This window comes from Nocardia sp. SYP-A9097, assembly GCF_009649815.1.
Lineage (GTDB): Bacteria > Actinomycetota > Actinomycetes > Mycobacteriales > Mycobacteriaceae > Nocardia.
The window spans coordinates 74943-98349 of the sequence record NZ_WJIC01000028.1 but is presented as its reverse complement, the minus strand read 5'-3'; the positions used below and the strand labels follow the sequence as shown (position 1 = coordinate 98349).

The following is a 23407-nucleotide window of genomic DNA, read 5'->3' as shown; positions in this document are numbered from 1 at the left end:
AAACCTATGGTCATTTGGATTACCTCGACGAGCCCGCGCGTGATTCGCTGTTCGCCGCGCATGTGGACATGTTGGCCCGTATGACCGGCCTCGACACACCTTTGGAAAAACCATGAAACAGACAATCGAACTTCAGCGGATCGAGAGCTTCGCCATATTCGTCCTGGCGCTGTGGGTCTACGCCGTCCATGATTTCAACCTCTGGCTCTTTCCTGTGGGCTTGGCACTGTTGGACATATTCATGATCGGATATTCCTTCGGCCCCAGGGCCGGCGCCTTCGTTTACAATCTCGGTTATATGCATCTCGTGCCCGCGATGACCGCGCTGGCATACGTGATCACGGGGCATCACATTCTGCTCGGACTATCGTGTATTTGGTTCGCGCACAATGGACTCGCTCGGGCGCTCGGTTTCGGCTTGAAGGGGAAGACCTTCGAGGAGACGCATCTCGGCCTGGTTGGAAACCACAGGCGAGAGATGCTTCGGGAAGCGGGACACCGGTAAATATCGCACCCGGAGGAGACTTCGCGAGGGCCTGCCGCAATTTTGCGGCAGGCCCTTTTTCATGTGTTCGTCATATAACCCTCTCCTGGCCCGCCAGGTGATTCTCGCACCACCATCCAAAGCGCCACCAAAGCGGCGAACCACGTGGCTGGAAGTGGTTAAACAACAGTCAAGGCGTGCTTTAGGTGCGGCGGCGATGCTTGCTTATCGAGAGATTGCCGTTCGGGAAGGGTGGTAACCGAATGCACTACAGGTCTTTCATGGATGTGCTGGCGCATCGAGAAGCGCAATATCCTGATGAGGTCGCGTACCGGTTCCTGGAATCGGGGGACAGCGACGGGCCCTGCGCTGATCTTTCCTACGCACAACTCGGCCGCCGCGCACGCGCAATCGGCGCGCGGCTACGAGAACGCCGGCTGGGAACTCGGCCCGCTTTGCTGCTCTACCCGCAGGGGCTGGAGTTCATCTGCGGATTCCTCGGGTGCGTCGCCGCGAATGTGATCGCCGTTCCCGCGCCACTACCGCATTCACACGAGCTCGATCGCGCACTGCGCCGGCTCCGCCAGATCATCGAAGACGCGGATATCGCCGTCGTACTGACCACCCGGCAAGTGCTGGAGGGCCTGCGGCACGGATCCCGGGAATTCTCCGAACTGGCGGCCCTGTCCTGGATCGCGACCGACGAAATCGGTACGGACGGAGGCGATTCCGCATACAGCCCCGACCTCGGCCCCGACTCGATCGCGTTCCTGCAATACACCTCGGGATCGACCGGCACTCCGCGCGGAGTCATGATCAGTCACGGAAACCTGCTGCACAACCAGCGGGCCATCGCTGCGGCGATGGGACACACCCCCGAGCTCGTATCGTCCTGGGACGGCTTCCTGTACGCGAGCTGGCTGCCGATGTTCCACGATATGGGGCTCATCGGCCCGGTGTTGTCCACCCTCTACTCCGGCGGCAGCGCGGTGCTGTTGTCGCCCGAACATTTCCTGCAACGTCCCGAGCGCTGGCTCACCGCGCTGTCGGAATTCCGGGCGCACACCAGTGGCGGACCCAACTTCGCCTATGAGCTGTGCCTGCGCCGCGCGACCCCGCAGCTGCTCGACAGCATCGACCTGAGTCGCTGGCGAGTGGCATTCAATGGCGCGGAGCCGATCCGGGCGGCGACCATCGGGCGTTTCACGGAGAAATTCGCCCGAACCGGGTTCCGGGCCACTGCCGCACGGCCCGTCTACGGTCTCGCCGAGGCGACCTTGATCGTCACCGCGTCCCCGCTCGACCGTGCCCCGAGACTCCTCCGGCACGAGAGCGCCGACCGGGAATTGGTCAGCTGTGGCGAGCCCGTCGAGGGCATGACGGTCGTGATCGCCGATCCGGACTCGCACCGCGAATGCGCCGCGGAAGCCGTGGGCGAGATCTGGGTCGCCGGGGACAGCGTCGCCGGGGGATATCTCGGGCACGAAACGACCAACGCCGAGGTCTTCCGCGCCGTGCTCGACGATGGCCGCCGGGGCTTTCTGCGCACCGGCGACCTGGGCTTCGTGACCGAGGGCGAACTGTTCGTCACCGGGCGGCGCAAAGACCTGCTCGTGATCGACGGCGCGAACCACTATCCGCAGGACATCGAGTTGACGTGCGAGTCGGCCCATCCGGCGGTGCGGGCGGGATGCGTCGCCGCATTCACCGTCGAGGAAGCCGACGATGGTGAGCGGCTGATCATCGTCGCCGAGATCAAGGCGGACGCGGCGGCCGGTATCGCCGTCATCGAGGACGCCATCCGGGCGGCGGTGAGCCTGACACACGACCTGCCGGTGCGGGCGGTGGTGCTGATTCGCCCGCGCACGATATTCAAGACGAGTAGCGGCAAGATCCAGCGGCAGGCGTGCCGTGCGGCCTATCTCGCGGGGGATCTCGCGACCGTCGCGGGTGAGCGGCGAGTGGATCCGGTGCACCGGGCCGAACCGGATTCGCTGCGCGAGTGGCTGGTGGCCGGTGTCGCCGCCGCCACCGGGGTCGACCCGGCCCGAATCGATATCAGGCGGCCGCTGGCCGAATTCGGTTTGGGCTCCAGGGGATTGGTCGAACTCGTACATCGACTATCCGAACGGATCGGCAGGCCGGTGGAGGTGAGCCTGGTCTTCGAACATCCGACCATCGCCGACCTCGCCGCAGCGGTCGGCGCCGTCGCGGACCGGTCGCGCGAATCCCGGGCCGTCGCGCCCGACGACGCTATCGCGATCGTCTCGATGGCCTGCCGTTTTCCCGGCCGGGCCGATGATCCCGACGCGCTGTGGCGACTATTGGCCGACGGCCGTGACGCCGTCTCGGACGTACCGGCCGGTCGCTGGAGTGTCGAGGGACTCCTGGACCCGGATCCGGAGGCGGCAGGCAAGACCTACTCGCTGCGGGGCGGATTCCTCTCCGATATCGACCGATTCGATGCGGCGTTCTTCGGAATCGGACCGCGCGAGGCCGCCGCCATGGATCCGCAACAGCGCCTGCTGATGCAGGTGGCCTGGGAGTCGATCGAACGGTCCGGAACGAACCCGCATCTGCTCAATGGCACCGCGACCGGTGTGTACCTGGGCGTTTACGGCAGTGGATATCTGCAGGGCGCCGATGTACGGCAGCTGAACGGTCACGTCGGGACCGGCACCGCGACCAGCATCGCCTCGGGCCGGATCGCCTACTCGCTCGGACTGCACGGACCCGCCGTCACCATCGACACCGCATGCTCCTCATCGCTGGTTGCGCTGCATCTGGCGGTACAGGCGATCCGGGCGGGCGAATGCGATGCGGCGCTCGCCGGGGGAGCGACCCTGCTGGTGACTCCGAATACGCACGTCGAGTTCAGTCGGCAGCGGGTGATGTCCCGGTCGGGCCGGTGCCGGCCTTTCTCGGCCGCGGCCGACGGCATGGTGTGGGCCGAGGGCGGCGGCATCGTCATGGTGAAACGACTCAGCGACGCCGTGCGCGCGGGTGATCCGGTGCTTGCGGTGATCCGCGGCTCGGCGGTCAACCAGGACGGGCGCAGTCAGGGCTTGACCGCGCCGAACGGGCTCGCACAGGAACAGGTCATCCGGGCGGCGCTGGCCGTGTCCGGTCTCGCCCCCGGCGATATCGACCACGTGGAAGCGCACGGCACCGGTACCGCCCTCGGCGATCCCGTCGAGGCTCGGGCGCTCGGGCGGGTATTCGGCCCCGGCCGGCCGGACGACCGGCCGCTGGGCGTGGGATCGCTCAAATCCAATCTGGGGCACACCCAGGCCGCCGCCGGGATCGCCGGAGTGATCAAGACGGTGCTCGCACTGCGCCATGAGATGGTGCCGCCGTCGCTGTACGCCGAACAGCCCTCGGCCGAGATCGATTGGGCCACTATTGGATTGGCGGTACAGCAGCATGCACAGCCGTGGGTGCGCGGGCATCGGGTTCGCCGTGCGGGAGTCAGTTCGTTCGGGCTCAGCGGGACCAACGCGCACCTGATCCTGGAAGAAGCGCCACACCGGCCGGTTGAGCCCGAGTCCGAGCCGATCGCTCCGGCCAGGCTTTTCCCGATCTCCGCCCGGAGCGTGACGGCTTTGCGCGGGCAGGCCGAACGGCTGAATGGCTGGCTGGGCGCGGACGCGCTCACCCCCCTGCCCAGCGTGGCCCGATCCCTGGCGCTGCACCGACCGCATTTCGAGCGTCGGGCGGTCATCGTCGCCGACGACCGGACCGGACTGCGGGACGGGTTGCGCGGCCTGGTCGATGGGCGGCCCGCGCCCGGTCTGGTCGTCGGGGGTGACGCCGCGCCCGGATCCGGCAAACTCGCGTTCGTATTCCCCGGTCAGGGGTCGCAGTGGGTCGGCATGGCGCGCGACATGATCGGCCGATCCGAGGTGTTCGGCCGGGAATTCGATCGGTGTGACGCCGAACTGCGCGGACATCTCGACTGGTCCGTGCGGGATCTGCTGTTCGAGCAGGAGTTGGCGCCGGAATCGCTGTCCCGTGAAGCGGTCGTGCAACCCATCCTGTTCGCGGTGATGGTCTCGCTCGCCGCGGTGTGGCGATCATTCGGGATAACAGCTCAGGGCGTGGTCGGCCACAGTCAGGGTGAAATCGCCGCCGCCTACGTCTGCGGGGCACTGAGCCTGCGCGACGCCGCCGCCGTAATCGCCGCGCGCAGTGCACAACTCGCGACGATCGGCGGGCGCGGACAGATGGCGGTGGTCGGCCTGCCCGCCGGCGAACTGGAACAACGGCTCACCGGACTCGGTGGCCGGGTATCGGTCGCCGCGATCAACAGTTCCACCGCCACGGTGCTCGCCGGCGAGCGGGAGCCACTCGCGGCGCTGCTCGGCGACCTCGAACGAGAACACGTCTACGTCAAACGACTCGGGATCGACGTCGCCGGGCACAGTCCCCATGTCGAGCCGATCCGAGCGCCGTTGCTGGCGGATCTCGCCGGGATCGCCGCACACCCCACCACAATTCCGTGGTACTCGACGGTGTCCGGTGAGCCGATGCCGCGCAAACCGATCGACGCCCACTACTGGTATCACAATCTGCGCGAGACCGTCCGCTTCGCGCCCACGCTCGAGCGCATGCTCGACGACGGGTTCCGGTACTTCGTGGAGCTCGCCCCGCACCCCGCGCTCATGACGGCCATCCACAGCGTTGCCGAGGGCAAGGGCCGGGAGGTCGTGGTCGTCGGATCATTACGCCGGGGGGAGGACGGTCCCGACTGTATGGATCGTGCCCTCGCCGGGCTGTACGCCGGGGGCTGGAATATCGACTGGCCGCGATTGCTTCCCGCACACGGCCGGGCCGAACTGCCCACCTACGCGTGGGATACGCAGTCCTATTGGACCGACCCCCAGTCGGCGGCCGACAGTGCGCACGGTCTTTCCCCGGCAGGGCACCCGCTCGTGGATTTCGTTGTGCCGCAGCCGGAAACGGGAGGTGTGACGCTGACGGGCCGACTCTCGGCGCGCACCCATCCGCAGCTGGCAGAGCACGCCGTGGCGAGCACGGCCATGCTCCCGGGTACCGCTCTGCTCGAGCTGGCCGAGCGCGCCGCACGGGAAGTCGGCTGCGCGAGCGTGGCGGAATTGGTACTGCACGCACCGGTGCGCCTCGGCGCGGACGATGCGATCCGGATACAGGTCGCCCTCGGCGGACCGGGCGAATCAGGGGAACGTGCCCTGACCATCCACTCCCGTCCGGAGCGGGAGGACGGCGGATGGGAACTGCACGCGCGGGGCACGGTGACGCCCGGTGGACCGGAACCGGTGGCCCGGGACAACGTTTTCGAGCACTGGCCGCCCGCCGGATCGGTTCCCCTCGAGATCGGCGACCTGTACGAGCGGCTACGTGAACGCGGCTATGAATACGGGCCGGTATTCCGTGGTCTGCACGCCGTATGGCGCTGCGGCACAGAAGTTTTCGCCGAGGTGACACTGCCCGGCCAGGCCCGTGCCGACGCCTCGGCGTACGCACTGCACCCCGCGCTGTTCGATGCCGCGCTGCATGCGATCGAATTCCTCGGCGGCACAGTGGAACCCGGACAGGTCCTGCTGCCGTTCTCCTGGACGGGGGTGCGGATCCACGCGGTCGGAGCCACCACTCTGCGAGTGCGGCTCACTGCGATGGGCGATCGGACCGTGCGGATCGCCCTCGCCGATGCGGCCGGTGCACCGGTGGCGACGGTCGGGGCACTCGCCACCAGACAGGTGGCAGTCGAACAGATCGGCTCCGTGCCCGGTGACACCGATCAGGCGCTGTTCACGCTCGACTGGGTCGAGGTGGGCCGGTTGGACGAGCACGGTGTGGCGGCTCGGCGAATCGATATCCGTGCGTTCGCCGGCGCGGATCCCGTCGTGCCGCGGGTGCTGTCGCTGCGAGGCGAGCCGAACACCGGGCAGGTGGCCGAGGCGGCCCACGCGGAGTCCGCGGCGGTACTCGCGCTCGTGCAGACCTGGCTCGCCGAGGATCACGCTGCCGCCAAACTCGTCGTCACCACCGGTGGTGCGGTCAGCGGCGGCGTGGAAGACCTTGCGCGCGCACCGATCTGGGGCATGCTGCGGGTTGCGCAATCGGAGCATCCCGACCGGATCGTGCTGCTCGACGTCGATGACTGGGACCGTGAAGATCAGGCCATCGCCGCCGCGCTCGCCACCGATGAGCCGCAGCTCGCACTGGTGCGCGGCACATTGTCGGCACCTCGACTCGTCGCGGCGCGTCCGGTCGGCGATGGCTCGCCCGCACTGCCCGCGGTCGCCGACTCATTCTCGGCGGCAGCAAACGGCTTGCCGTCGGTGACAACGGACGGCGGGCCGTCGGAGTGGTCCGGCGGCGCTTCATCGGTGTCCTGGACACCGGATGGCACCGTGTTGCTGACCGGGGGCACCGGATTGATCGGCGGGCTCATCGCCCGGCATCTGGTTGCCGCGCACGGGGTTCGGCAGTTGCTCGTACTGAGTCGCCGGGGGCCGGATGCTCCCGGGGCGGCCGAACTCGGGGCACAGCTTGAGGCGCTCGGCGCGCGGGTTCGAATCGTCGCGTGTGATGCGGCGGATCGGGCGGGCCTCGCCGCGGTGCTCGAGGGGATCGCACCGGAGCATCCACTCACCGGTGTCGTGCACGCCGCGGGACACCTCGACGACGCGTCGTTCGCGCGCACCACGCCCGCGCACCTCGCCGCGGCCTTCCGTCCGAAGGTCGACGCCGCATGGCATCTGCACGAGCTGACCGAGGATCTTCCGCTGTCGGCGTTCGTGCTGTTCTCCTCGGCGGCGGGTCTGCTCGGCAGTGCCGGGCAGGCGAATTACGCCGCCGCCAATACCTTCCTGGACGCGCTCGCACGGCACCGGCGGCATCGTGGACTGCCCGGTCTCTCGCTCGCCTGGGGGCTCTGGGCCGACTCGGGCGAGATGTCGAGTCACCTCGGCGAGCGCGAACACGGCCGGATGCGCCGCCAAGGGATCCTGGGCCTCTCGGCGCGCGCGGGGCTCGAACTCTTCGACGCCGCGACCACCGCGAACCCGCCCGTGGCCGCACCGGTTCGGATCGACCGGCGCGCGCTGCGCGCGCTCATCACGCTGCCGCCGGTCCTGCGCGGACTCGTCGCCGTGCCGCGCCGCATCGCCGACCCGGGAACCCCGGGGTCCGCCACGACTCAGGCCGGACCGGCCGGTCTCGACGGCGCCGACCGGGATCGGCGGATGCTGACGCTGGTCCGCGAACACGCCGCGGCCGCGCTCGGTCATACCGGCACACACGCCATCCGGCCACAGGCCAGCTTTGCCGACCTCGGATTCGATTCGCTCGGCGCGCTCGAACTCCGCAACAGAATGCAGGCGGCGCTCGGTGTGAAGCTGCCTGCCACAGCCATTTTCGACTATCCGACACCGGTCGCGCTGGCCGGCTTCCTGGTGTCCGAGCTGCTGCCGGAGCGCGCGCGGGCGGACACGTCCCACGGCGCGGCGAAGGCCGGCGGCGCGCACGATCCCGTGGTGATCGTCTCGGTGGGCTGCCGCTTCCCGGGCGGTGTGCAATCCATGGACGACCTCTGGGATATCGCGGCCGGCGGTCGCGACGTACTGACCACGTTTCCGCTCGACCGGGGCTGGGACATCGACCGTCTCTACGACCCCGACCCGGACAAGGCAGGCCGAACCTACACGCGCGCAGGCGGATTCGTGGACGGCGTCGCCGACTTCGACACCGGCGTCTTCGGTATCAGCGCTCGCGAAGCGCTCGCGATGGATCCGCAGCAGCGGCTGATGCTGGAGGTCACCTGGGAGGCGCTCGAGCGGGCCGGGATCTCGCCGGAGTCCCTGCGGGGCAGTGCCACCGGGGTCTACACCGGTGTCACGTACTTCGACTACGCCGGACGCCTGACCGGCCGGGTATCGGAGGAGGCCGAACGGTACCTGACCGAAAGCAGCACGGGCAGTGTCGTTTCCGGACGCGTCGCCTACTCGCTCGGGCTCGAGGGGCCTGCGGTCACCGTCGATACCGCCTGTTCGTCGTCATTGGTCGCGCTGCATGTCGCGGCCCAGGCGCTGCGGGCGGGCGAATGCTCGCTGGCCTTCGCCGGCGGTGTGACGGTCATGGCGACACCGGGCGTATTCATCGGTTTCGCGCGCAAACAGGGTCTGGCTCCCGATGGCCGGTGCAAGGCGTTCGCCGAGGCCGCGGACGGGACCGGCTTCTCCGAAGGCGCCGGCGTGGTGGTGCTCGAGCGGTACTCGGACGCGGTGCGGCTCGGGCACCCGGTGCTCGCGATGCTCGCGGGCTCGGCGGTGAATCAGGACGGCGCGAGCAATGGGCTCGCTGCGCCGAACGGTCCGGCGCAGCAGCGGGTCATCCGGCAGGCGCTCGCCAGCGCGGGTCTGAGCGCGGGCGAGGTCGACGCGGTCGAAGCACATGGCACCGGCACCGCCCTGGGTGATCCGATCGAGGCCCAAGCCCTGCTGGCGACCTATGGCCAAGGGCGCGAAACCCCGCTGTGGCTCGGGTCGATCAAATCCAATATCGGGCATACCCAGGCCGCCGCGGGTATTGCCGGGGTGATCAAGATGGTCGCGGCCCTGCGGGCCGAAACCCTGCCCGCCACCCTGCATATCGATGCGCCCAGCACACACGTCGACTGGTCGGCGGGGGCGGTCGAATTGCTGACCGCGCCGCGACCGTGGCCCGCCGGTGACCGGCCACGCCGGGCCGGGGTGTCGTCATTCGGAATCAGCGGCACCAACGCGCACGTGATTCTGGCGGAGGCGCCGGCCGAACCCGTGGCCGAGCTGGGCGTCGCGCCTGCCGTGCTGCCGCTGGTGCTGTCCGCCGCCGCCGACGAGGCGCTGTCCGCACAGGCTCGCCGACTGCTGACCCATCTCGAACAACACCCCGACCTCGGCCTCGCCGATATTGCACGCACGCTGGTGACGGGCCGCGCGGTATTCGACCGGCGCGCGGTGGTGGTCGGCGGAGACCGGAATCAGCTCCTGGCCGGTCTCGCGGCGCTGGCCGCCGACGCACCGCACCCGGATCTCGTGCGCGGCGCCGCCACCGCGATCGACGCACCGGTATTCGTCTTCCCCGGACACGGATCGCAGTGGGCGGGGATGGCGTGTGAACTCCTGGACTCATCGCCGGTGTTCGCCGATCAACTGCGCGAATGTGCCCGCGCCATCGAGGAATTCGTGGACTGGTCGCTGATCGATGTACTGCGCGGGATACCCGGCGCGCCGGAGGCCGACCGACTGGATGTGGTGCAGCCCGCGTTGTTCGCGGTACAGGTGGCGCTGCTTCGACTCTGGGCCGAGTTCGATATCCGGCCCGCGGCGGTCATCGGACATTCCCAAGGTGAGATCGTCGCCGCGTACGCGGCCGGAGCGCTGTCCCTGGCCGAGGCCGCGGAATTGGTGACGCGGCGCGGGCTCGCCCTGCTCCCGCTCGCGGACAGCGGCGCGATGGTGACCGTGCCGCTACCGGTGGATCGGGTCCGTGAACGGCTCACGCGATTCGCGGGGCGGCTGGAGATCGGCGCCGTCAACAGCCCCAGCTCGACGGTGGTCTCCGGTGATGCCGCGGCGGTCGACGAACTACTCGGCGAGTTCCGGGGCGAGCAGATCCGGGCGCGCCGCGTGGCGATTCGGTACGGCTCGCATTCGCGGTGCGTCGAGGCCGTGTCCGAGCGGCTCGCCACGGACCTGACCATCACCGGTTCGGCATCGAGCGTGACGTTCTTCTCCACCGTGACCGGGGATGAGCTGGATACGACGACCTTGGACGCGACTCACTGGTATCGGAACGTCCGGGAACCGGTCCACTTCGAGCGGGCCGTGCGAGCCGCGTACCAGCGCGGGTATCGGACCTTCGTCGAGATCAGCGCCCACCCGGTATTGACCTTCGCACTGCAGGAAACCCTCGACGAGGTCGGGGAATCGGCGGATACCTTCATCGGCGGATCCTTGCGACGCCGGGACGGTGGTCTCGAACGATTTGTCAAATCCGTTGCCGCACTGTGGGTTTCGGGCGGGAATCCGGTGTGGGACCGGCACTTCGCCGAATCCGGTGCGCGCGGTGTGGAACTGCCGACCTATCCGTTCCAGCGCTCGCGCTACTGGCTCGACCCGCTGCCGCCCACCGATGCCGCCGGGCTCGGCCTGACCGCCGGAGACCACCCGATCCTGGGCGCGGTCGTACCGGTTGTCGATTCCGGTGGAGTACTGCTCACCGGCCGGGTTTCCCGGCGCACTCATCCGTGGCTCGCCGACCACGTCGTATCGGGCCTCGCGCTCATGCCGGGAACCGGATTCGTGGAAATGGCATTGCGAGCCGGTGCCGAGGCCGGTGCCGGGGCGGTGCGGGAACTGCTGCTGCGGGAGCCGATGGTGGTCCCCGAGCATGAGGGTCTGCAGGTCCTGGTGAGCGTCGACGCGGGTGACCCGGACGGCGATCGGAAGGTATTCATCCGTTCCCGCGCGGAATCGGAACCGGACGCACCGTGGGTTTTGCACGCCGAGGGTGTACTGGCCGTGTCGACCGAAGACCCTGCGGGACAGGAACTTTCGCAATGGCCACCGGCCGGGGCCACCGCGATCGACATCGATGGCCGGTATCAGGACCTGCGAGCGCGCGGCTACGAATACGGCGAGGCGTTCCGCGGCCTGCGCGCCGCCTGGCGGCACGGCGACGACCTCTACGCGGAGGTGGCCGTGACCGGAGCCCTCGCGCAGACCGCGGAACGTTACCTCGTGCACCCGGCCCTGCTGGATTCGGCGCTGCACGCCATGCTGATCGCCCACGGTGACGACGACCGGACACTGGTTCCCCTGGCCTGGGCCGGTGTGCGGGTCTGCGCGCGCGGCGCGACCGCACTGCGGGTACGGATCCGACCTGCGGGTACCGACTCGGTGACCCTGACCGTTGCCGATGCGGTCGGACGGCCGGTGCTGCGCGCGGATTCGGTACTCGCCCGGCCGATTTCGGCCGCACGGCTCGCCGGGGCGAGCAGCCCCCGCGATCTGCTGCACCTGACATGGCAGCCGGTGCCGGTGCCGGACTCGGCGGCCGCGGGCGAGATCCTCGTGCACGAACCTGCCCCGGGAAACACCGCCGCCGCCGTGCACGCCGCCACCCTGGACATGCTCGCGGTATTGCGCTCCCTCGGCGTCGACACCACGCTGGTGGTGTCGACGCGGCGCGCGGTCGGGCTCGCGGGTGAGGACGTGCTCGATCTGGCCGGGGCGGCCGTCTGGGGCATGGTTCGATCGGCGCAGCTGGAGAATCCCGGACGGATCGTGCTCGTCGACACCGATGACTGCGATGCCGCCGCCTACGCCGCCGCGGGGGAATCCCAGCTCCTCGTCCGCCGCGGGGTCGTCCACGCGGCCCGGCTGGGCCGGGTACCGGCGCCGGCCGCGCCGCGGGCGCCCGGCCTCGAGGGCGGATCGGTGCTGGTGACCGGGGCCCCGGGCGGTATCGGCTCGGTGCTGGCCCGGCACCTCGCCGTCGCCCACGGGGTGAAGCGGCTGCTGCTCGCCAGCCGCCGGGGCCCGGCCGCGCCCGGCGCCGCCGAACTGTCCCGGGAGCTGGCCGGACTGGGCGTCGACGTCGTCGTCGCCGTCTGCGATGTCACCGATCGCGCCGCACTGCGCGAATTGATTGCCGGAGAATCGCTTTCGGGCGTGGTGCACTGTGCGGGCATCATCGACGACGCCACCGTGCACACCACCACACCCGAGCGGCTCGCCGCGGTGCTGCGGCCGAAGGTGGACGCGGCACTGCACCTGCACGAGTTGACCGCGGAGCTCGACCTGTCCCTGTTCGCCCTGTTCTCCTCGGCGGCGGGAACACTGGGCTCGGCCGGGCAGAGCGCATACGCGGCCGCCAACGCGTTCCTCGACGGGCTCGCCGCCCATCGGCGCGCCCACGGGCTGGCCGCGCACTCCCTCGGCTGGGGGTGGTGGGACACCGGCATGACACAGTCCCTGGACACCGCCGGTCGCGCCCGGTTGGCGCGCTCGGGTCTGCGCCCGATGACCGATCGTGAAGGATTGGCGCTGTTCGACGCCGCCATAGCGTTCGAACAGCCCGCGCTGCTGCCGCTGCGCCTGGATATCGGCGCGCTGCGGGCCGCGCCCGCGCTGCCGAAGTTGTTCGGCGCCTTGGCCGGAGCGGGTCTACCGCGGGCGGCGGCGGCCGGATCGGCGCCGGCGGCGACCGGCCGGCCGCTCGTGCGGCTCGGTGGGCTCGCCCCTGCACAGGCTCTCACCGTCGCCTCGGACCTGGTGCGGCAGCACACCGCCCGGGTGCTGGGGCGCGCGGGCAACGAGGTCGACCCGGAGCGCACGTTCCAGCACCTCGGCTTCGATTCGCTGATGGCTGTCGAGCTGCGAAACGCGGTGCGGGACAGCACCGGGATCGCCGTCGCGGTCGGCGCGGTCTTCGACCATCCCACTCCGCGCGCGTTCGCCCGCCATCTCGTCGCCGCGGCCGCGGCCGAGCCGCTGGTCCCGGACGTTCCGGATACGCCGGACAATGGCAGCCCGGTGGCGGGTGACCTGCTGGTACCCGCCACGCGCGATGTGATCCGGCTGCTGCGCAGTGCGCGCGACGGTGTCCCGGGTGCCGCGCACACCGTCGGCCTGGCCATCCGGCTCGGCACGACCACGACCCGCGCGGCCTTGACGGCCATCGTCGCGCGCATCGCCGATCGGCACGCGGCACTGCGCACGGCCATCGTCACCGATGCCGAGCAGAGGCGGCTGCTGGCGGTCGCCGCCGCCTCCGGCATCGCGGTAACGCATTCGGCGGAGGTCGGCGAATATGCCGATGATGTTGTCGCGCAACGGCTCCGAGAGTTGATGGAACCGGAATTCGACCTCGCCGTGCCCCCGCTGTGGCGATTCGAGTTACTGGACTGGCCCTCGGGCGACCAGGTGCTGATCTTCGGCGCGCACCACGCGGTCTGCGACGCGCAATCGGTATTGCTCGTCGCCGGGGAGATCGCCGCCGAGCTGGGCGGCGCGACACTCACGGCGGCGGCGTCGAATCGCGATATCGAACAGCTGCTGCAGGCGCAGCACAGCGAACGCGCGCCCGGGGACGATCCCGGGATGGCCGCATGGCGTGCGGAATTCACCGGGTCCCGGCGACTCGACCTTGCCGATGAGCGACCGGCCCGGCGCTCCTATCGTGCGGGCACCCTCGCGGTCGGACTCCCCGAGGGACTCCTGCGCCGGGTGTCCGAACGGGCGAGCGAACTCGGCATCACACCCGCCGCGTTCTTCCTGGGCACCCTGACCCTGTTGCTCGCACGTCGGCAGGAGTGTGACCGGTTCGTACTGGCGGTTCCGGTGGACACCCGATTCCACATCGACGCTCCCGGCGCGATCGGATACTTCGGGGTGCCGGTGCCGTATCCGGCGAATGTGCGCGCGGACGAACGGGCCGCCGACGTATTGCGGCGCACCGGCGGCAAACTGCATCGACTGCTGGCCAAGGGCGCGAGCTTCTCCGACGCGCTGGCCGTCCTCGCCGAAGCGGATCTGTTCCGCGCCGACGCGCCGATGATCGAGGTGTACTTCAACTTCCTGCGCGCCAATGCCGCGCTCGCCGGCGCGGAAATGGTTCCGGCCGGAGTCGGCTACTCCGACCTCGATCTCATGATCACCGTCATGGCGGACCTGGAATGCGTTGTCCTCAACCACAATCTCGACATCATCGATGCGGCCCAGTGCTCGCGGCTCGGCGGCGAATTCATCGCACTGCTCGAGGCGATGGCCGCGGATCCGGACATCCCGGCCCGGCCCGCGGCTACGACGCGCCCACCGGTGCGGGTCGCGCTCGCGTCCACCTTCGCGCTGGGAAACCTGGGCGCACTGCTGGGGCTCGCGGCCGACAACACCGTGATCCGCGAGGCTCCCTACCATCAGGTGCTCGCGAATCTGCGGGATCCGTCGGGTGTGTTCGCGGAACCGGCGACCGATATCGGAGTCATGCTGTTGCGAGCAGCGGATCTGGAGCGTTTCGGCCCGATCCGCGACGATCTGCTGGCCGAGCTGGCCGAGGTCTACCTCACCGTAGTGGCCGAGCACCGGGGGCGGACCGGCATACCGCTGATTGTCGGATTCCTCCCGGCGCGGGTGGCCGACGACCGGCTGGCGGCGTGGGAACAGTTGCTGTACAACAGGATTCGCGACCTACCGGGCGTTGCCGTGGTCGCGGCGGCCGACTGGACCCGGCATCATCACGTCGACAACCGGTTCGACGAGCGGACCGAGGCGCTGGCACATCTGCCGTTCGGCGAGGAGTTCCAGGCCGCGGTCGCGCTGACCCTGGCGGACCTGATCGGCGCCGTGCGCGCGGTGCCACCGAAGGTGCTGGTCCTCGACGGCGACGGCACCCTGTGGCGCGGGGTCGCCGCCGAATCGGGTCCCGAAACCGTCGGCCTCGACGGTGCCCGCGCGGTACTGGCGCACAAACTGCTGCGCTGGCGCGCCGCCGGCGTCCTGCTCACGCTGGTGAGCAATAACGATGACGAGACCGTGCGCGCGGTGCTCGACCGGCCCGACGGCATACTGCGCGCGGAGCACTTCAGCGCGATCTCCACCGGCTGGCAGCCCAAATCCGAGCGTATCCGGGACCTGGCCCGCGAGTTGAATCTCGGGTTGGACAGTTTCGTATTCCTCGACGACAACCCGGTCGAAGTGGCCGGGGTGCGGGCCGCGCTCCCGGAGGTGTCGAGCCTGCTGTGTCCGCCCGAGGACGAACTGGTGCCGTTCCTGACCGCACTGTGGCCGATGATCCCGGACGCCGTCACCGCCGAGGACGCCGCCCGCGCCGACTTCTATCGGCAGGAACGAGACCGGGATTCGGTGCGCGCCGAACTGGAGTTCGCCGACTTCCTCGACCGGCTCGGGCTGGAAGTCGATATCGAGGCGCTGGCCGACTCGACCGTCGAACGATCGCGGCAACTGATCCGCCGCACCAACCAGTTCGCTCTGCATCAGGTGGCGGACGGGGAACTCGACCGCTGGCACCGCGACGGCGAGGTGTGGACGGCCGCGGCCCGCGACCGGTTCGGCGACTACGGCCAGATCGGCGTCCTGGCGCTGCGCGCCGAGCCGGACGTCCTGTACGTGGACGGCTGGCACCTGAGCTGCCGGGCGCTCGGGCGTGGTGTCGAGGAACGGCTGCTGAGCTGGATCGCCGACCGCGCCGAGACGCTCGGATGCGCGCGGGTGCGGCTGCGCACCCGCGCCACGCCACGGAACGTGCCGGCGCGGCGACTGATCGCCGCACTCGGCGGCGAGATCGATATTCGGGAACCGGATGTGCTGGTGCCGCTCGAGCGGCTGCGCGCGTTCCGGTCGTGGGAGCGGTAAGGGGAGACACACATGGTCATTTCACGACAGGGCGGCCTCGACCCGATCGAACGTGAGGACGGCGGGCGGTCCGTCTCCGCACTGCTCGAGCGCCTCAGAGGTCGCGTCGAGGAGGTGCCGGCACCGCCGGAAGCGGTGCCGCTCGCCCGGGCGAACGCGGCAGCGGTTCAGGACGCGTGGACTCTTGATGGGCTGGCCACGGCCGTGACCGCGATCGCGAATCGGTTCACACCGCCCGGCGCACTCGGCCCGGACACCGATTTCTTCGACGCCGGGGCGACCTCGGTGGACGCGGTTCAACTCGTCGCGACGATCGCGCGCGAACTCGATATCGATATCGACCTCGACGACGTATTCGCGGACGCGAGACCGCGACAGTTGGCCCGACGCTGGCTTGCCGGGAACGCGCCATCGCTACCGGTCCTCGATCCGATCCGCCCGGCAGAGTCCGTACCCACCGCCGGTGATGAGGAACTACGTCAACTCATGGCCGATATCGCGACCGCGGACGGCCTGCCCTTCGTCGGTGCGCCCGCGCACACGGCCCCGCGCCGGATCCTGCTGACCGGGGCGACCGGCTTTCTCGGCAGCCATCTGCTGCTGGACCTGCTGCGCCACAGTGACGCACATATCGTCTGTCTCGTTCGTGGCGAGGACACCGAGGCGGCGACCCAGCGGCTCGCCGCCGGATTGACGCGGTTCGGCATGCGCTGGTCATCGGAGATCGACCGGCGCGTGACGGTGCTGCCCGGCGATATCCGCCACCCGCGCCTGGGCCTGCCGGATGAGCGCTGGAATGCCCTGGCCGTGGACCTGGACTCGATCGTCAATGTCGCCGCGGCGGTGGACTTCCTGCGCGGATACTCGTCGCTGCGCAGTGCCAATGTGGCCGGCCCACTGACCCTGGCCCGGTTGGCGGTCGAGGGCAAAGTGAAACCGCTGCACCATATCTCGTCGATCGCCGTCTTCAACGAGATCGGGATCGCCGCGATGGGCGAGGATGATCCGGTCGCGCACCTCGACGGGTTGAAAGCCGGATACGACAGGACCAAATGGGCCGCCGAGGCCGCACTGCGCCGGGCCCGTGAGCACGGCGTCACCGTCACCCTGCTGCGGCCCGGCGGGATCGGCGGGCACACCGAAACCGGCGCGCACAATCCGCACGATCTCAGCAGCGCGTTACTCGCGTCCTTCTCGCGGTTCCGGACCATGCCCGCCTTCCGCCATCTGAACGTCGCACCCGTGAATTGGGTGAGTCGCATCGCGGCCGCCATCGTGTGCGAGCCCGGTGCGTGGGGGTACAACTATCACCTCACCGGAGTACCCCGCGGATTGGACGAGATCCGCCGGGAAATGTCGCTCGCGGGAATGCACACCCGCATCCAGGGCTGGCCGCAGTGGCGTGCGGAAACTTTGAATTCCATTCGCGCCGAACCGGTTCCGGAGTTGGAGTTTCTGGCGCGCATGCTGGAGTCGCCCACCGCGCAGGCATTGTGCGAGGCTTCGATGTCCGCGCCCGCCGCGACCGGTGAGCGCACCCGCGCCTTCGTGCGCGCGCACCGGCTGCCCGAGCCGGCGCCCTACGACGCGCGGGCGCAACAGAAGACCTTCGAACTGCTGGCTCGCGACGGGCTGGCCCGGTTGCCACATCGGGACGACGCCCCGTATCTGTGGTTCCCCGAGACGATCCTGGGATCGGTGCACGCCGGCGACGGGCAGCGATACCCGTGCGCGCTGTCGCTGTCCCTGTCGATCGCGAGCATGTACCAGCTGACCGCCGAACGCCGCGTCGATGTGCGCGGTGAGCTCACCTGCCCGGGCATCCACGCCGAGCCGCTGACCGTGCTCTCCGGTGACCTCTGGATACGACCCCGCGACGGTGTCCCACTGCGCGCGGGCCTGGGTCGCCCACTGATGCGATACCGGCTGCTGCTGCGTGACGCGCGCGGACAGACCTGGTGGCTGGAGGGGCAGAAGACCGCGCGGGCCCGTCGCGACCTGCTGCGGCAGGCGCGGGCGCTGACGGTCGAGATCGGCCGCACGGACCATCCCGCCGGCTTCCACGGCGAAGTGGTCGTCCCCGCGGACAGCTACGTGCCCGACCAGATCGACGGCATCCGATTCGACCCGCGGCTCTCCGAACGGCAGCGGCGCATAGCGAAGCTGATCTGGCTGGCCTGGTTCGGCACCCAGGTCGGCCAGGGACTGCTGGAGCCATTGACCCGTGCCGGCGCGGAAGTGCTGGAGCTGCGCGCCGACCCCGAACGAAAGGCGCTGCGATGATCGCGGTCCCCCCGCACCCGCATATCGACGGCGCGACCATCGAGCAGGAGTCCCTGCCGGTCGCCGACGGGGTGGTGCTCACGCTGCGACGGGTCCGGGCGACCTCCGGACGGGAACCGGGTCCGGCGGTGCTGCTCCTGCACGGCCACACCGCGTCCTCGGATATGTTCCTGCTCCCCGAGATTCGCAATATCGCCGAAGTGCTGATCGACAACGGGTACGAGCCGTGGCTATTGGATTGGCGTGGCAGTTGCCGCCTGCCGTACAACGAGAACGGCACCCGATTCAGCTACGACGATGTCGCCCTCTACGACATTCCGGCCGCGGTCGCGCATATCCGGGAACGAATCGGGGCACGACCGTTGCTCGTGGTGGCGCACTGCATCGGCGCGCTCGCGCTCTCGATGAGCATGACCGCCGGCCTCGTGCCCGGGCTCGCTGGCGTGGTCGCGCAGGGTGTGTTCCTGACGCCGAAGATGGCCACCTCGGCGCGCCTGCGGATGACCGTGGGCGGGGAGCTGCTGCGTTCCCGCTTCGACCACATTCCCAGCGACTTCCGCCGGGTCGGACTGTGGTCGCGGTACACACCGGTCTTCGCACTGCTCTCCCGAGGCGCCGGCTGCCCCGACCCCACCTGCCGTTTCGTACATCGAGCGTGGGGGATGGGCGGCACGCTCTTCGAACACGATCATCTGGATCCGCGCACCCACGATCGGCTCGCCGAACTACTCGGCCCCATCCCGCTCTGGATCCTGCCGCATCTGCGGCAGGTCGAATCCGAGCACGCGGTGGTGCGCTGGAACGAGAACGACGAACGGTACCGGGCCCTGCCCGAGAACGCCCTGGACCACGCCGACCGGATCGCCTGCCCGGTCCTGCTGATCTCCGGCAGCCGGAACGGGTTGTGGCTGGACTCCAACCGGCTGTGCCACGAGGTACTCGCACTGCGACATCCGGACCTCCCGCTGCGCTATGTCGAGGTGCCGTCGTACGGGCACCTGGACATGTTCATCGGCCGCGGCGCGGCCGTCGACGTCTTCGGGCACATCCTCGACTTTCTCGCAGAGTGCCGGCAGGAGGAGCCGGTATCCGCCGAACTCACTCGAACGTAAGGAATTTCGACAATGACCCCATCGACCAACGGCCTACTGGACATCCCCGCACACCGGACACTGCCGATCGTCGGCGACACCATCCCGTTCCTGTTGAACCAGCGGAATTGGGCCCGCCGCCGATGGGAACGCATGGGTCCGGTCTCACAGATGGAATTCCTCGGCAGGAAATGGGTCCTGCTGCTCGGGCCCGACGCGCTCGAAGTCGCGATTGTCAACCGCGACAAGGCCTTCGAGCCGGGACCGGCCTGGAACTTCGTCAATGGCGCTTTCTTCGAGGGCGGGCTCGTATACCTCGGTCCGCAGGAACACATGCAACAGCGGCGCATCATCAGCAAGGCCTTCACACGGCCGCATATGGAAACCTATCTGGACGGTATGCAGGCGACCATCGCCGAACACCTGTCGAGGTGGGAACGCGCTCGCGACATCCTCGTCTACCCGGAGACCCTGCGGCTCATCCTCGGCATCGCGACCCACACCTTCGCCGGTATGCGGCTCGGCGCGGACACCGAGCGGATGACCGACGCCTACATCGACTGCATTCGGGCCAGCACCGCGCTCATCCGCCAGCCGGTTCCCGGTCTGCGCTGGTCACGCGGACTGCGCGGGCGCGGCGTGCTGCTCGAGATCATGCGTGCGCAGGTTGCGGCCAAGCGCGCCGATCCGGGCGAGGACCTGCTGAGCAGGCTGTGCGCGGCCACCGACGACGAGGGTGTGCCGCTCACCGACGAGCAGGTGGTGAACCACATGATCGCCATGATCCACGGCGCACACGAGACCTCGTCGACGACCGTGACCTCGGTGATGTACCAGCTCGCCAAACATCCCGAATGGATGGACCGCTGCCGATCCGAGTCACGCGCCCTGGGACCGGGCGGGCTGCGCTACGACCGGCTCGGCGAATTGCGCGCCCTCGACATGGTGATCAGGGAAGCACTACGCCTCGAGGCCCCGGTGCCACTGCTCGCCCGCATGACAGTGGCCGACACCTCGGTGCTCGGATATCGCATCCCCGAAGGAACACTGGTGGCGGCGCTGCCCGCCTTCGTACACCACATGCCCGAATACTGGCGCGATCCCGAGCTGTTCGACCCGATGCGGTTCAGCGCCGAGCGCAGCGAGGACCGGGTGCACAAACAGGCCTGGGCGCCGTTCGGCGCGGGCCTGCACCTGTGCATCGGGCAGCACTTCGCGCTCATGCAGATCAAAGCCATTCTGCATCAGGCGCTGAACCGATTCGAATGGTCGGTGGACGCCGATTACGAACTCTCCTGGAATCGGATGGCAATACCGCGGCCCCGCGATGGATTCCCGCTGCGCCTGGAAACCGCCCGCCGCGGATCCGGCGATGCGCAGCACCGCGAAAGTTCCGGGCAAGCAATCCTTTAGCCCCTCGGCGCACACTTGAATTCAAGGTAGTCGACTCGTACCGCAGTGCGTGGTGCTTCACCGAGATCGGAGTATCGGACCGATGTTGATTTCGACCGGTTCCTTCTCGAGAAGGTTCGCTCCCTGCGGCGCGGTGCGCGAAGGTGCCTGTCATGTCGAAAAGGATTCGGAAGGGATCACGATCGAATATGTCACCTTCGCGTGTGGCTGTACCCATACGCATTATTCGGATCATGGCGGTGGCGTTCGATGTCGGACGGTATACCACGACGGCAATACATCGATGAATCGCCGCTGCCATACCGGCGCCGAGTGAAATCGATTCTCACCATTTATCGGCCAATAGTCGAAAGGCATCCCAAATGGTACCGGAGCAGACAGAAGTACTGATCATCGGCGGCGGCCCGGCAGGTTCACTGCTCGCCTGCATGCTGGCCCGCCGGGGCGTCGATGTCGTCCTGGCGGAGAAGCAGGCGACCCTGGAACGGACCTTCCGTGGTGAGACGCTGGTGTCCGCGTCCGTCACCTCCCTGCGGGCACTGGGATTCGGCCCCGCGCTGGAGGCGCACGGATACCTCGAGACCCGCGGCATCCGGATGTACCTCGAGGGACGGCATGTGATGGACCTCGAGTATGAACGCACGAAAACCCGTGCGCGGCATGTGGATATGCCGCAGCCGGCGCTGCTGCGGATCATCAACGAATCGGCGAGCCGGGAACCGTCGTACACCTACCTCGCCGGTGCGACCATGGTCGAACTGGACGAGGAATCGGGCACCGTGACCGGCGCCAAACTCCGGCTGCGCGACGGATCCGAGACGGTGATCCGCGCCCGCCTGGTGGTCGGCGCCGACGGCAGATTCTCGCGGGTCCGCAAACAGGCCGGCCTGGAAGCGAAGATCACCCCGATGGACCGGGACGTACTGTGGGTCAAAGTGCCCCGGCCCGAGGGCTGGAGCCAATACGCCGAATTCTTCGTGGACCGGCAGCGGCATGTGGTCTCGATGCCGACGTTTCCCAATGATCTCCGGGTCGCGCACAACCTGCCCAAGCGCGGATACAGCGCGGTGAAAAAGGCCGGCCTGGACGCGTTCAAGGCCGGAATCACCGAATTGGACCCGCGTCTCGGCCCGCTGCTGGATCAGAGCGTGAAATCCTGGGAAGACACCAGCTTCCTGGAAATCTTCACGGCCGAACTGGATACCTGGGCACGCGACGGACTCGTCCTCATCGGTGACGCTTCGCATACGTGTACGCCCATTCTCGGTCAAGGCATCAATTTGTCGGTCCAGGACTGTGTGCGTATTACACCGATAATAGCCGCGGCATTGAAATCCGGGACGAAACCGCTCTCGGCGAGCACATTCTCCGGATTCGTCGCCGAGCGTCGCAAACACAAGGATTTGGTCACTCGATTCCAGACGATGCAAGAGGAAGGCCTCGTCGTCAGCAATCGGCGCGAACTACTCACGCGGAAATTGCGCTATCGAGTACTCGGCGCACTGCCACTGCGGTACTGGATCATCGACAAAGTCCTCAACGGCGAGGTGATCGACCCGATCGATGTGCGTGATCACACCGCGGCGGCCGCGATCACCGGCCGGGCCGCGTGACAACCAACGGATGGATGCACCGTGAACGATCACCCCGAGAACTGTCTTTGCGGATGCGTGGTGGCAGCCTATTCGGCCGCACCGCCCGCTCGGCCGCACGATGCGGCGCCGGCGAGAAGGAACCCGATGACTAGCGGGGTACCGGGCATCGGAGTGCTCGGCACCGGTGCGTACCTGCCGCCTCGGGTGGTGACCAATGACGAGGTCGCGGTCGCGGCCGGAGTCACGGACGAGTGGATACAACGCAAGACCATGATCCAGCGGCGCCGCTGGGCCGAGCCAGGACAGGCCACCTCCGATCTGGCCGTGGCGGCCGCCCGCCGCGCACTCACCCGGGCGGGCATCGTCGCGGATCAATTGAGCACCATCGTGGTGGCGACCTCCACACCCGACCGGCCACAACCACCCACCGCGGCCTACGTACAGCACGCGCTCGGCGCCGACAGCGCCGGATGCTTCGACGTGAACGCCGTATGCAGCGGCTTCGTATTCGCACTCGCCGCGGGCTGTCCCATCGTCGCCGGACAGGGCGGATACGGGCTGATCATCGGGGCCGACATCTATTCGCGCATCCTCGATCCCACCGACCGCAAGACCGTGATCCTGTTCGGCGACGGTGCCGGGGCGATCGTCGTGGGACCCGCGCCCGCGAGCGCGGGGGTACGCGGCTACCGCCTGCACACCTTCGGGGAACTGACCGAAGCGATCCGGGTGCCGGCGGGTGGGAGCAGGGAACCCCATACCGAGGAGTCACTCGCCGCCGGCAGACACTATTTCGGCATGGACGGTCGCGTGGTCCGGGAATTCGTCGGCACCGCCCTGCCCGGATTGGTCAAGCAATTCCTCTCCGACCATCAAGTCGAGCCGGAAGCCATTACGCATCTCATTCCGCATCAGGCCAATGGCGTCATGCTCGATCAGACCGTCCCGCTGCTGGATCTGCCCGCCGCACAGGTACACCGCACCCTCGTCGAGTACGGCAATACCGGCGCCGCGTCGATCCCCATCACACTCGATCACGCGGCACGATCCGGTGCGCTGTACGCCGGAGATCTGGTGCTGCTCATCGGATTCGGCGGCGGCATGTCCGTCGGCCTGGCCTTGCTGGAATGGGGCTGAATCGCC

The 23407-nt window shown here is 68.6% G+C and carries 8 protein-coding genes; all 8 read left to right on the top strand.

The features are described 5' to 3' along the window. Positions 1-112 precede the first annotated feature (112 nt). Positions 113-505, top strand: coding sequence for a DUF4260 family protein (locus tag GFY24_RS34050; protein ID WP_153809221.1), 393 nt, complete (start codon positions 113-115; stop codon positions 503-505). Positions 506-747: 242 nt separating this feature from the next. Next, the gene (locus GFY24_RS34045) at positions 748-15882 is read left to right on the top strand and encodes a type I polyketide synthase (RefSeq protein WP_153809220.1); all 15135 of its coding nucleotides are present in this window, start codon (positions 748-750) and stop codon (positions 15880-15882) included. A gap of 12 nt (positions 15883-15894) precedes the next feature. After that, on the top strand, positions 15895-18165 hold the full coding sequence (locus GFY24_RS34040) for a thioester reductase domain-containing protein (protein ID WP_153809219.1): 2271 nt from the start codon (positions 15895-15897) through the stop codon (positions 18163-18165). Then, positions 18162-19277 carry an alpha/beta fold hydrolase gene (locus tag GFY24_RS34035; RefSeq protein ID WP_228566917.1) on the top strand — a complete coding sequence of 372 codons (1116 nt, stop codon included), beginning with the start codon at positions 18162-18164 and terminating at the stop codon, positions 19275-19277. The genes GFY24_RS34040 and GFY24_RS34035 overlap by 4 nt, the downstream gene beginning before the upstream one ends. Before the next feature lie 12 nt (positions 19278-19289). Further along, on the top strand, positions 19290-20669 hold the full coding sequence (locus GFY24_RS34030; protein WP_153809218.1) for a cytochrome P450: 1380 nt from the start codon (positions 19290-19292) through the stop codon (positions 20667-20669). Between the two features lie 82 nt (positions 20670-20751). Next, the gene (locus GFY24_RS42525; protein WP_153809217.1) at positions 20752-20985 is read left to right on the top strand and encodes a hypothetical protein; all 234 of its coding nucleotides are present in this window, start codon (positions 20752-20754) and stop codon (positions 20983-20985) included. Positions 20986-21031: 46 nt separating this feature from the next. Beyond that, a complete protein-coding gene (locus tag GFY24_RS34020; protein ID WP_153809216.1) occupies positions 21032-22282 on the top strand; it encodes an FAD-dependent oxidoreductase in 1251 nt (416 codons plus the stop codon). Between the two features lie 126 nt (positions 22283-22408). Beyond that, positions 22409-23401, top strand: a complete 993-nt coding sequence (locus GFY24_RS34015) for a 3-oxoacyl-ACP synthase III family protein (protein ID WP_153809215.1) — start codon at positions 22409-22411, stop codon at positions 23399-23401. Positions 23402-23407: the final 6 nt, after the last annotated feature.

What these genes read in the sequence shown, in the direction of transcription:
- GFY24_RS34050 (WP_153809221.1), top strand. Translation starts at nt 113, where the DNA reads ATGAAACAGACAATCGAACTTCAGCGGATCGAGAGCTTCGCCATATTC.
- GFY24_RS42525 (WP_153809217.1), top strand. Translation starts at nt 20,752, where the DNA reads ATGTTGATTTCGACCGGTTCCTTCTCGAGAAGGTTCGCTCCCTGCGGC.
- GFY24_RS34040 (WP_153809219.1), top strand. Translation starts at nt 15,895, where the DNA reads ATGGTCATTTCACGACAGGGCGGCCTCGACCCGATCGAACGTGAGGAC.
- GFY24_RS34015 (WP_153809215.1), top strand. Translation starts at nt 22,409, where the DNA reads ATGACTAGCGGGGTACCGGGCATCGGAGTGCTCGGCACCGGTGCGTAC.
- GFY24_RS34035 (WP_228566917.1), top strand. Translation starts at nt 18,162, where the DNA reads ATGATCGCGGTCCCCCCGCACCCGCATATCGACGGCGCGACCATCGAG.
- GFY24_RS34020 (WP_153809216.1), top strand. Translation starts at nt 21,032, where the DNA reads ATGGTACCGGAGCAGACAGAAGTACTGATCATCGGCGGCGGCCCGGCA.
- GFY24_RS34045 (WP_153809220.1), top strand. Translation starts at nt 748, where the DNA reads ATGCACTACAGGTCTTTCATGGATGTGCTGGCGCATCGAGAAGCGCAA.
- GFY24_RS34030 (WP_153809218.1), top strand. Translation starts at nt 19,290, where the DNA reads ATGACCCCATCGACCAACGGCCTACTGGACATCCCCGCACACCGGACA.